The following is an 11703-nucleotide window of genomic DNA, read 5'->3' as shown; positions in this document are numbered from 1 at the left end:
ACGTCGTCCAGTACTACTTCGACGCCGGAAACGGCTTCTCGGGCGTGGTCTCGCTCGAAGAGGGCTCGGACGGCTCGGGCATATCCGGCACGATCGACAGCTACGTTCCGCATGTCGTCGGCGGCGTGAAGTACAAAGGCGACTGGGGCGCGGTCACCGGCGTCGTGGCCTATGACAGCAACTACGAGGAAGTGGCCGGCAAGGTTCGCCTGGATGTCAATGTCACCAAGGAACTGACGCTGTTCATCATGGGCGGCTACGGCACCGACGACAACCTCACCGACGATGCCGGCAACGTCATCGACGCTCACGGCCGCGGCTTCTACAAGCCGTGGGGCGGCAACTGGGCTGTCTGGGGCGGCGGCACCTACAAGTTCAACGAGAAGACGGCGTTCAACCTCCAGGCGTCGGCTGACGACGACAAGAACTACGCGCTCGCAGCCAACGTCGCCTACACCATCGTTCCGGGCTTCACGATCACGACCGAAGTCGACTGGGATCATTTCGGCCACTTCGGCGACGGCACCTCGGCCGTCAACTGGACCAAGGCCGACAAGAAGAACAGCGTCGGCGGCATCGTCCGCTTCCAGCGCTCGTTCTGATCGAAGCTGCGATCTCACATGGAAGGGCCCGCGGCATCGCCGCGGGCCTTTTTGTTCCATCCATGCAGGGCCGTTTACGCGCCGGCTGCTCGTCAATTCCCCGCCGTGTAGGCCGCGATCGCGGCCATGTTGACGATGTCTGAATCCTTGGCGTTGAGCGAGACGATCTGCACCGGCTTGTTCAAGCCGACGAGCAGCGGGCCGATGACGGTCGAGCCGCCGAGTTCCTGCAGCATCTTGGTCGAGATCGAGGCCGAGTGGAACGCCGGCATCACCAGCACATTGGCCGGACCGGTGAGCCTGATGAACGGATATTGCGCCATGGCGCGGGGGTTCAGCGCCACGTCGGCCGCCATCTCGCCATCATATTCGAAGTCGACGCGGCGCTTGTCGAGGATGCGTACCGCCTCCTGTATCCGCTCCGAGCGCTCGCCCTGCGGATGGCCGAAGGTGGAATAGGCAAGCATGGCGAGCCTCGGCTCATAGCCCATGCGGCGGGCGAAGCCGGCAGCCTCCTCGGCGATGTCGGCGATCTGCTCGGCGTTGGGCATGTCGTGCACTGCGGTGTCGGCGATCATCACGGTGCGGCCGCGCGCCAGAACGATCGAGGCGCCGATGACGCGGTGACCGGGCTTGGCGTCGATGACGCGGCGGATGTCGTCGAGAGCGGTCGAATAGTTGCGGGTCACACCGGTGACGATGCCGTCGGCATCGCCAAGCGCCACCATGCAGGCGGCGAAATGGTTGCGGTCGTTGTTGATCAGGCGCTGGCAGTCGCGGAACAGGAAACCTTTCCTCTGCATTCGCTCGTAGAGATAGTCGGTATAGATCGCGTTGCGGCGCGACAGCCGGGCATTGATGATCTCGAGGCCCTGCTTGTTCAAGTCGATGCCGGCGTTCCTGGCGTTCTCCTTGATGACGTCGTCGCGCCCGAGAAGGATTGCGGTGCCGAGCTTCTGGTTCACATAGGAGACGGCAGCGCGCATCACCTGCTCCTCCTCGCCCTCGGCGAAGACGATGCGCTTGGGCTGGCGGCGGACGCGATCGTAGATGCGCTGCAGCGTGGATGCGATCGGATCGCGGCGCGCCGAAAGCTCCTGTGCGTAGCGGTCGAGGTCAAGGATCGGCTTGCGGGCAACGCCGGAGTCCATCGCGGCCTTGGCCACCGCGAGCGGGATTGCCGAGATCAGGCGCGGATCGAACGGCACCGGGATGATGTAGTTGGGGCCGAATTTCGGCCGGTTGCCCTGATAGGCGGCGGCGACGTCGTCCGGCACGTCCTGTCGCGCCAGCTCCGCCAGCGCGCGAGCCGCGGCGATCTTCATCTCGTCATTGATGGTGGTGGCGCGGACATCCAGCGCGCCACGGAAGATATAGGGAAAGCCAAGCACATTGTTGACCTGGTTCGGGTAATCCGAACGGCCGGTCGCCATGATGGCGTCGGTGCGGATCTCGCCCACTTCCTCGGGCGTGATCTCCGGATCGGGATTGGCCATGGCGAAGATGATCGGGTTCTTCGCCATCGACTGCACCATCGCGGTGGTCAGCGCCCCCTTGGCTGAGAGGCCAAGGAAGACGTCGGCGCCGTCCAGCGCTTCCGCGAGGCTGCGCGCCTCGGTCTTGACCGCATGCGCCGACTTCCACTGGTTCATGCCCTCGGTACGGCCCTGGTAGACCACGCCCTTGGTGTCGCAGAGGGTGATGTTCTCCGGCGAAAAACCCATCGCCTTCATCAGTTCGATGCAGGCTATGCCCGCGGCGCCCGCGCCGTTGCAGACCATCTTCGTGGTCTTCATGTCGCGGCCGGTGATCTCCAGCGCGTTGAGCAGCCCGGCGGACGAGATGATGGCGGTGCCGTGCTGGTCGTCATGGAAGACCGGGATGTCCATCAGCTCGCGCAGGCGCTGTTCGATGATGAAGCATTCCGGCGCCTTGATGTCCTCGAGGTTGATGCCGCCGAAGGAGGGGCCGAGGAAGCGCACGCAGTTGATGAACTCGTCGGCATCCTCCGTCGCCACCTCGAGATCGATCGAATCGACATCGGCGAAGCGCTTGAACAGCACCGCCTTGCCTTCCATCACCGGCTTCGAGGCCAGCGCGCCGAGATTGCCGAGGCCTAGGATGGCGGTGCCGTTGGAGATGACGGCGACCATGTTGCCTCGCGCCGTGTAGTCGAAGGCGCGGCTCGGGTCTTCAGCGATGGCGCGCACGGGAACGGCCACACCCGGCGAATAGGCGAGGCTGAGATCGCGCTGGGTTGCCATCGGCTTGGTGGCGACGATCTCCAGCTTGCCTGGCCGCCCCATGGCGTGGAATTCCAGCGCCTCCTGCGCGCTGACGGAGGGCCCGCTGCTTTCGGTTTTCTTGGCCATGATGCTTTCGATTTCCTCACCTGTGCGGCACCGCTTGGGACGGGTGCTTTCTTATGGCATTCCGGATTAAGGCTACACGCGGCCGCTGTAAACCGCCAAGCCCGGCGAAGCTGCTTCAACGCGGGCGGACAAGGCAATGCGGCGGCTCAGTTGGCAGCCGGCTGGCAGCATAGCTCGCGCTTTCCCCTGCTTTTCGAGGCGCCGGCATTAAACCGCACTGCCACTTCTGCTAGCGTCGAAGCATGAACATGCACATGCCGACCGATACCGACGCCCAGGAGACGACGACGCCGGCGCCCGCCGTGGGCACCGTCACGCCGATGATGGAGCAGTATATCGAGATCAAGGCGGCGAACCCGGATTCGCTGCTCTTCTACCGCATGGGCGATTTCTACGAGCTGTTCTTCGACGACGCCGAAAAGGCGAGCCAGGCACTCGGCATCGTGCTGACCCGGCGCGGCAAACACCAGGGCCACGACATTCCGATGTGCGGCGTGCCGGTGCATGCGGCGGACGACTACCTGCAGAAGTTGATCGCGCAAGGTTTTCGCGTCGCCGTCTGCGAACAGATCGAGGACCCGGCGGAAGCCAAGAAGCGCGGCTCGAAATCGGTGGTGCGCCGCGACGTGGTACGGCTGGTCACGCCCGGCACCATCACCGAGGACAAGCTGCTGGCGCCCTCTGAATCGAGCTACCTGATGGCTCTGGGACGGGTGAAGGGCGGCAATGCGGCCAGCCAAGGCAGCTTCGCGCTGGCCTGGATCGACATCTCGACCGGCGCGTTCCGCGTGGCGGAAACCACGGCCGAACGGCTGCTTGCCGACATCTTCCGCGTCGATCCGCGCGAGCTGATCGTCGCCGAACCGGTGTTCCACGACCCGGAATTGCGGCCGGTCTTCGACGTGCTCGGGCGGGTCGCCAACCCGCAGCCGCCGTCGCTGTTCGATTCGGCATCGGCCACCGGCCGCATCGCCCGCTTTTTCGAGGTGGCGACGCCCGACAGCTTCGGCACGTTCTCGCGCGCCGAATTGTCGGCGATCTCGGGCGCCATTGCCTATGTCGAGAAAACGCAGAAGGCCGAGCGGCCGCCGCTGTCGCGACCCGAGCGCGAGGAGAGCGGCTCGACGCTGTTCATCGATCCGGCGACGCGCGCCAATCTGGAGCTGTTGCGCACGCTGTCAGGCAGCCGCGACGGCTCGCTGTTCAAGGCGATCGACCGCACGGTGACCGGCGGCGGCGCGAGATTGCTCGCCGACCGGCTGATGGCGCCACTGACCGACCCGGCGGCGATTTCCGCAAGGCTGGATTCGGTCTCGTTCTTCCGCGCCGAGACGCGGCTCTGCCAAGGCCTGCGGACGAGCCTGAAAAGCGTTGCCGACATGCCGAGGGCGCTGTCGCGGCTGGCGCTCAATCGCGGCGGCCCGCGCGATCTCGGCGCGCTGCGCGCCGGTTTCGAGGCGGCGGTCGCGATCGCCGCGCTGTTCGCGACGACGGCCCTGCCCGCCGAACTCGGCGCGGCGCTGGCGGCGATCAAGGCCTTGCCCGAAGCGCTCGCCCGCCATCTCAGCGAGGCGCTCGACGACGAACTGCCGCTGATCAAACGCGACGGCGGCTTCGTGCGGTCGAGCTACAATGCCGAGCTCGACGAAATGCGGGCATTGCGCGACGAGTCGCGAAAGGTGATCGCCGGGCTGGAACGCTCGCTGGTCGAGGAGACCGGCATCCGCTCACTGAAGATCCGGCACAACAATGTGCTCGGCTATTACATCGAAGTCACCGCCAACCATCATGGCGTGATGACCGGCAGCGACGCGGCGAAGGCGCGGTTCATCCATCGCCAGACCATGGCCAACGCCATGCGCTTCACGACGACGGAACTGGCGGAGCTGGAATCGAAGATCGCCAACGCCGCAGACAAGGCGCTGGGCATCGAGCTTGCCACTTTCGACCGGCTGACGGCGGAGGTGGTCGGCGAGGCCGACAGCATCCGCGCCGGCGCCGAGGCACTCGCAGTGCTCGACGTGTCGGCGGCGCTGGCCCTTCTTTCCGAAAGCGAGGGCTGGTGCCGGCCGGCGGTCGATGCCAGCCTCGCTTTCGAGATTGCCGGCGGCCGGCATCCAGTCGTCGAACAGGCGCTCAGGCGTTCGGGCGAAGGCCCGTTCGTCGCCAATGACTGCGACCTCTCCCCGGAAGGCGGGGCGAAGGCCGGCGCGATCTGGCTGCTCACCGGTCCCAATATGGGCGGCAAGTCGACCTTCCTCAGACAGAACGCGCTGATCGCCATCCTTGCCCAGACCGGCTCCTTCGTGCCGGCGCAGAGCGCCCATATCGGCGTCGTCGACCGGCTGTTCTCGCGCGTCGGCGCTTCGGACGATCTCGCGCGCGGCCGTTCGACCTTCATGGTCGAGATGGTCGAGACGGCGGCGATCCTCAACCAGGCGGGCGAGCGGGCGCTAGTGATCCTCGACGAGATCGGCCGGGGCACGGCGACTTTCGACGGCTTGTCGATCGCCTGGGCGGCGGTCGAATATCTGCATGAGAAGAACCGCTGCCGGGCGATCTTCGCCACGCATTTCCACGAGATGACGGCGCTGGCGGGCAAGCTCCCCCGACTTCATAACGTCACCATGCGGGTCAAGGAATGGGAAGGCGACGTCGTCTTCCTGCACGAAGTCGGCAAGGGTGCAGCCGACCGCTCCTACGGCGTGCAGGTGGCGCGGCTCGCCGGCCTGCCGGAAGCCGTGGTGGCGCGCGCTAGGCAAGTGCTGCACCAGCTCGAGGAAGGCGAAGTCTCTGGCAAGACCAACCGTCTGGTCGACGACCTGCCGCTGTTTTCCGTGGCGGTGAAGCGCGAAGCGCCGAAGCCGGTGAAGAGCGATGCGCTGGGCGACGCGCTCGGCGCGATCAATCCGGACGAGATGACGCCGCGCGAGGCGCTGGAGGCGCTCTATCGGCTGAAGGGGCTGGCGGACCGGTAATCAAAACACTCGGAACATCGGCGTCACCAGCCTTGCCGACTGGAGCCAGCCGAGCAATTCGACCGCCAGTATCGCCACAAGGAAGTAAGAGCTGTCGATGGCGGTCCGCCTCAGCGCCACCGAGTCGAAGGTGACGGGAGACGGGCCCAAGACGTCGTCGTAATCGCGCGACAGACGGGGAAAGAAGGCCGGCACGCTTTGACAATAGCGCCAATAGGCCTCGCCAAAGATGGCGTCCAGCGTGATCGCTTCGCGCGTCGCGACATAGGAAAAGACTAGATAGGTGAAGGCAAAGAGAAACGCCGAAAGGATCAGCGACCCGAATGTCAGCCCGACGCCGGCCAGTCCAAGGGCCGAGAAGAAATAAAGCGGGTTGCGCGTATAGGCATAGGGGCCGGTTGTGACGAGTTCACGGTTCTTGCGTCCGCCAACATACAGCGATGCCCAGCAGCGGCCGCCGATACAGATGAGGATCAGCACGGTACCCGCAAATTCCAGCATTTCGCGAAAGGTGCTGCCTTGCGCCACCCACTCTCCGCAAGCAGGGCCGGCGCCAGGACGACGGGAGCAACCAGCCAAAGGAAACGCATCCTTCTGCCTTGTTGAAAAGCTGAAAGCGGCATCGGGGACTTCTTCTGCACTTGTATCACCCGCCTCAGTCGTCGCGTACCGCGGCTCCCTTGTCGGTCCAGGCCGGCGGCAATCCCATCCGATCGCCGACGAAGCCAACGAGACCGGGCGATTTGCCGAAGGCCTTGCAGGCGGGATATTTCGGCCCGCCGCCGACCATGGCGCGCAATTCCGCCCTCGTCGGCAGCGATGGCAGCTTGTTCAGCGGCGTCTTGCCGGTGACCAGGAGCTTGCTGAAATCGTCGCCGAACTTCGCCGCCAGGTCGTAGGCGTCGCCCTCGCGGGCGACCCGGCCGGAATCCAGCAAGGCGTTGGCGCCGCGCCCCCAGATCATCGCCGCCGCCTGTTTGCCGTTGTCGCCGATCGCTTCGGCTTCGAGCGACAGGCTGCCCAATCCGATTGGCAGACGAGGAACCGGGACCCGCATTTCAGGCAGCGCGACGGAAACCGCCGTTGAGGCGACTTTCGAAACGCCGACCGCCAAAGCGTTCGTCGGCGTCACGTGCGTCACCATGGCATGGACCGTCAGGTCGGCGGGCTCGGTCAGATCGACCACAGGGAAGCGCTGGCTCAAGCCCGAGCAGAGCGTCCTGTCGACAGCGTTGGTGACAAGGCTGCGCTGCGCTTGGGACAATGTCGATCTTCCGCCGGCGGACTGCGAGAAGCCCGTCGGAATGATCCGAACGGTCTTTGCCGCAAGCACGTCGTCCTTGCTCACCCGCATTAGTGAGCGGGCCAACAAACCGTCCGACGGTTTCAACTCGTCATAGGATTGCAGCGAGCCTACCTGATCCAGGGGCGCGGACGCGCAGCCGACCGCGAGCATGCTCAAGACCAGCACAAACGGCCATATTACGCGGTGATCCGCGCGGCACGCGCGCGGATCGAACGGGCCACGACTGATGTGAGCCTCGCGACGGGAACGCAAGCAAGCTGCCATGGATGCCTCTGTCTGGGTGCGCCCGGCGGGGCGTTTTGGGGGACGGTCAATAATTGCACTCAGTGCAATAAATTGATGGCACCATTATGGCGAGGCGTGATGACGGGACTTGAATGTGAGCCAAATTTCTTGTCGCATTTGAGGAAAGGTCGTGGCAGGAGCGCTCCATGAACGATGCGCCAAAACCGGAAGGCCTGCGCGAGCGGAAGCGGCGAGAAACGTCCCGCCGTATCGCCGACGCCGGCCTGAAGGCTTTCCTGGCCAATGGCTATGACGCGACCACGCTTGACGAGATAGCTGCTGCCGCCGGCATCTCGCGCCGGACGTTCTTCCACTACTTCAAGAGCAAGGACGAGGTGCTGTTTGCATCCCTGGGCAACCACGCAAGCGTGGTCAAAGCATCGATCCTTGCCGAGCCCCCCACGGGAACGGCGATCGACATCGCCCGCGACGCATTGCTCAATATTATCGGCAGTTTCCAGGGATCACAAATGATGGCGACGGCCAAGATCATGCGGGAAAGCAAGACGCTGCGCTCGCGGAGGCACACGGGCTACCTGCAGTTCGAGCAAGCCATTTTCGACGGCTTATGCGAATTGCAGCCGGACCAAGCGCGCGACAGTCTGCGACTGGTCTCTCTGGTGACAGTCGTCGCGTTGCGCCTGGCCGTCGAAACATGGCAGCAGCAACACGCCAGGCATCCGCTGGCGGGATATGTCCGGGATGCCTTTGAAAGGCTGAAAACCGAGATTCGATAGATCCAGCCGCCTGAGGCGTCGCAAAGAACACAAGCCGTGTTGACTAATTGTACCGATCGGTACAATATCCGGTCAACCGAACGAGGACAGGAGATTTTCATGAGCCGTCCACCATTGCCGCCTTTCACGGCCGAAACAGCAGCGCAGAAGGCACGGCTCGCCGAGGACGCCTGGAACAGCCGCGACCCGGAGCGGGTGTCGCTCGCCTATACCGAGGACAGCATCTGGCGGAACCGGGCCGAATTCATTTCCGGCCGCGCCGAGATCGTCGGCTTCCTCAAGCGCAAATGGACGCGCGAGCTGGATTACCGCCTGATCAAGGAGGTCTGGACCTGGAACGACAACCGCATCGCCGTGCGCTTCGCCTATGAATGGCGGGACGACAGCGGCCACTGGTTCCGCTCCTACGGCAACGAGAATTGGGAGTTCGACGAAGCCGGGCTCATGCGCCGCCGCGTGGCGAGCATCAACGACATGCCGATCGCTGAAGGCGAGCGGAAGTATCACTGGCCGCTCGGCCGCCGTCCGGACGACCATCCCGGCCTCTCGGAACTCGGGCTTTAGGACGAATGGATGCGGCGCATCGCTCCGGATCGCGACCAGTTGCTGGGGATCGTGGCCGAGGTTTTCCGCGAGCATGGCTATGAGGGCGCCAGCCTGGCCTTGATCGGCGAGGCGACAGGGCTCGGCAAGGGAAGCCTCTACCACTTCTTTCCCGGCGGCAAGGAAGAGATGGCGAGAGCCGTCATTGCCCATATCGATGGCTGGTTCGAGGACAATGTCTTTGCGCCCTTGCGCGACAACTCAGATCCAAGAACGGGGATCGGGCAGATGCTCGATGCGACCGACAGCTACTTCCGCTCGGGGCGCCGGATTTGCCTCATCGGCGCCTTCGCGCTGGATGAATCCCGCGACCTCTTCGCCGGCCAAATAAGGGACTATTTCGGCCGCTGGGTCACGCAGCTTGCCGAGGCGCTGACCCAAGTTGGCCATGAACGAGCCAAGGCAACCGAGCTAGCCGAGGAAACCGTCGCCGCCATCCAGGGTGCACTCACGCTTGCCCGCGCCGCTGACGATGCCAGCGTATTTTCGCGAGCGCTGGGCAGGATGCGCATGCGGCTTGGGCTGCCGGCAAGCGACTAAAGCGTGTCGCGCTGAAACGGATTCAGGCGACGCGCCTTAAGTCTTTAGTTTTTATGCATGTCGTTTTCGCAAACCGCTGCACACTTTTGCGCGACATGCATTGACCTCTAGACAGGTTCGAAGCGGAAAGCTGTTTCGGTTCGATAAACCCGACCAACGCCGGGTGAATCGAGATGCGCGCCTGCAACGAAATGGCCGTTGTCGGCAGCAAGGCCCAGTATTCGCAACCGGCTTGCACGCGCCTGCGCCTGGTCGGCGTCGAACTCCCATGCGATCTCCGGGCGATCGAACTGAAGCGACGGCACATGCACGGTGTCGCCCCAGATCAACAGTGTCTCGCCCCCACTCACAACGCGAAAGCATGTGTGACCGACTTCGTGACCGGGAATGGCGATCGTCTCGATATCCGTGCTCAGGCGTTGCCCGGCGTCGAAGGGCTGGGCTCGATCATGGAAGCGCTGCAGCCTTGCCACTGCCCGGAACATGTCGACCTCCGGCCGCGGGACAAGCAGGCGGGAGAGCTGCGGGAAACCGTCCTCGCCGTCGGAAAGGACGAGCCCGTGGATATGGTCGAGATGCGTGTGAGTGAACGCAACCGTGCGGATCCGATCGATTGCGATCCGCGCCTCGCTCAACGCCTGCGGCAGAAACCCCATCGTCGGGTGCCAGGCGTTCGAGGACCCGGTATCGATCAGCGTGATTTCACGGCCGTCGTCGATGGCAAAGGCATTGACCGATAATCTGAGCGCGCCGTCGAAGAGCGGCACCCACGATGGGAAATCGGCGCCGAAAGGCTTGTCTCCCGGCTGCCGCAGCCGCCGGACCGGCATGTCGACATACCCGTCCCGCAGCGAGGTAACCCTCATGTCTCCGATTTCATAGGTCGTGTGATGAGACCCGGCTGAGATTCGTTCCAATGCTTGCTCTCTGTTCGGTCGCAATTTTCGGTGAGGTTCGGCCTCAGATCATCTCCAGCCCGCGCTTGCGCGTCGGCGGCGGGAAGGCGCGGTCGAGATCGGCAAAGTCCTCTTTGGTCAGCTTGATGTCGAGCGCGGCGGCGTTCTGGCGGACGTGCTCCTGCCGGCTGGCCTTCGGGATGGCGATGACGCCCTTCTGCGCCATCACCCATGCGAGCGCGATTTGTGCCGCCGTGGCCTTGTGGCGGGCAGCTACGGCATCAAGCCTCGCATTGCGGGCGAGCGCGCCCTGCTCGACCGGCGAATAGGCCATCAGCGGAATGCCGCGCTTAAGGCTCCAGGGCGCGAGATCGAATTCCGGGCCACGCCGCGAGAGATTGTAGAGGACCTGGTTGGTCTGGACGTTGCCTCCGGAGGGCAGGCCGACCAGCTCCTCCATCTCGTCGGTGTCGAAATTGCTGACGCCCCAGTGGCGGATCTTGCCGGCGGCTTTCAAGGCCTCGAAGGCTTCGAGGGTTTCGGCCAAGGGAACGCTGCCCGGCCAATGCAGCAGATAGAGATCGATGCGATCGGTGGAAAGCCGCCTCAAGCTGTTCTCGCAGGCCCGCTTCACGCCGGTGCGCGAAGCGTTGGTCGGCAGCACCTTTGAAACCAGAAAGGTCTCGTCGCGGCGCCCGGCGATGGCTTCCGCCACCACTTCCTCCGCGCCGCCGCCGGCATACATCTCCGCCGTGTCTATCAGGGTGATGCCGAGGTCCAGGCCGAGCCTCAGCGCCGCGACCTCGTCGGCGCGGCGCCGGCGGTCCTCGCCCATCTTCCAGGTGCCCTGGCCCAGCACCAGAACGGCTTCGCCGGACGGCAGGGTGGTGGTTCTGATTTCAGAAGACATGGTCTGCTCCGCGTGAGGCCGGATCGCAGCACAGCCGTGGCCGGAAATCCAGACTGAAGTCCTCGCCTTCGACCGGATTCCCGGCGAGGGAGTTACTTCACCGGATGCTTGGCAAGCCAGTCCTGCATCTCTCTGATCTCGGCTTCCTGCGCCTTGATGACGCCTTCCGCGAGCTTGCGGATTTCCGGATCCTTGCCGTTGGCAAGCACCACCTTGGCCATGTCGATCGCGCCCTGATGGTGCGGGATCATGCCGCGGACGAAGTCGACGTCGGCGTTGCCGGTGTAGTTGAGCATCATGTCCTCGTGCATCTTGTCCATCGCCGCCTTGTAGCCGACGGTAGCGGGGCTCTCGGCGCCCATCGCCATGCCCGACATGTCGTGCTTCATCTCCTCGGACTGCGCCGGAACGCTTTCGAGGAACACCGCGAGCAGCATTCCCGCCGCCATCAGCAGCAGCACGATCTTCTTGGCC

At 64.3% G+C, this 11703-nt stretch carries 11 protein-coding genes; 5 read left to right on the top strand and 6 right to left on the bottom strand.

Annotated elements, in window-relative coordinates; all coding sequences use genetic code 11:
- Positions 1-602, top strand: a 602-nt coding sequence (locus tag EOA38_RS15090) for a porin (RefSeq protein ID WP_145965967.1), incomplete at its 5' end; no start/stop codon positions are given.
- A gap of 92 nt (positions 603-694) precedes the next feature.
- Here the strand turns inward: EOA38_RS15090 and EOA38_RS15085 are convergent.
- A complete protein-coding gene (locus EOA38_RS15085; protein WP_126090501.1) occupies positions 695-2974 on the bottom strand; it encodes an NADP-dependent malic enzyme in 2280 nt (759 codons plus the stop codon).
- Between the two features lie 254 nt (positions 2975-3228).
- Here EOA38_RS15085 and mutS point away from each other — a divergent pair, with 254 nt between their 5' ends.
- On the top strand, positions 3229-5952 hold the full coding sequence (mutS, locus tag EOA38_RS15080; RefSeq protein ID WP_245480839.1) for a DNA mismatch repair protein MutS: 2724 nt from the start codon (positions 3229-3231) through the stop codon (positions 5950-5952).
- Here the strand turns inward: mutS and EOA38_RS15075 are convergent, their stop codons facing one another.
- The gene (locus tag EOA38_RS15075) at positions 5953-6480 is read right to left on the bottom strand and encodes an isoprenylcysteine carboxylmethyltransferase family protein (protein ID WP_127299559.1); all 528 of its coding nucleotides are present in this window, start codon (positions 6478-6480) and stop codon (positions 5953-5955) included.
- 127 nt (positions 6481-6607) lie between these two features.
- Positions 6608-7321 carry a DUF3313 domain-containing protein gene (locus EOA38_RS15070; protein ID WP_245480838.1) on the bottom strand — a complete coding sequence of 238 codons (714 nt, stop codon included), beginning with the start codon at positions 7319-7321 and terminating at the stop codon, positions 6608-6610.
- A 368-nt stretch (positions 7322-7689) separates the two neighbouring features.
- On the opposite strand from EOA38_RS15070, the gene EOA38_RS15065 reads away from it, so the two are divergent.
- The 3 genes from EOA38_RS15065 (at position 7690) to EOA38_RS15055 (ending at position 9423) form a co-directional block, all read left to right on the top strand.
- The gene (locus tag EOA38_RS15065; protein WP_126090505.1) at positions 7690-8280 is read left to right on the top strand and encodes a TetR/AcrR family transcriptional regulator; all 591 of its coding nucleotides are present in this window, start codon (positions 7690-7692) and stop codon (positions 8278-8280) included.
- Between the two features lie 99 nt (positions 8281-8379).
- Complete coding sequence (locus EOA38_RS15060; RefSeq protein WP_189434683.1) at positions 8380-8844, top strand: nuclear transport factor 2 family protein; 465 nt, start codon at positions 8380-8382, stop codon at positions 8842-8844.
- 9 nt (positions 8845-8853) lie between these two features.
- On the top strand, positions 8854-9423 hold the full coding sequence (locus tag EOA38_RS15055; RefSeq protein WP_127299557.1) for a TetR/AcrR family transcriptional regulator: 570 nt from the start codon (positions 8854-8856) through the stop codon (positions 9421-9423).
- Between the two features lie 107 nt (positions 9424-9530).
- Here the strand turns inward: EOA38_RS15055 and EOA38_RS15050 are convergent, their stop codons facing one another.
- The 3 genes from EOA38_RS15050 to EOA38_RS15040 form a co-directional block, all read right to left on the bottom strand.
- Positions 9531-10289, bottom strand: a complete 759-nt coding sequence (locus EOA38_RS15050; protein WP_245480837.1) for an MBL fold metallo-hydrolase — start codon at positions 10287-10289, stop codon at positions 9531-9533.
- Between the two features lie 94 nt (positions 10290-10383).
- Positions 10384-11229, bottom strand: coding sequence for an aldo/keto reductase (locus EOA38_RS15045; protein WP_127299555.1), 846 nt, complete (start codon positions 11227-11229; stop codon positions 10384-10386).
- Between the two features lie 92 nt (positions 11230-11321).
- On the bottom strand, positions 11322-11703 hold a 382-nt coding region (locus tag EOA38_RS15040; protein ID WP_245480836.1), incomplete at its 5' end, for a DUF305 domain-containing protein.

The sequence above is a fragment of the Mesorhizobium sp. M1E.F.Ca.ET.041.01.1.1 genome (assembly GCF_003997355.1).
Lineage (GTDB): Bacteria > Pseudomonadota > Alphaproteobacteria > Rhizobiales > Rhizobiaceae > Mesorhizobium.
This window is presented reverse-complemented; position numbering and strand designations above follow the sequence as displayed.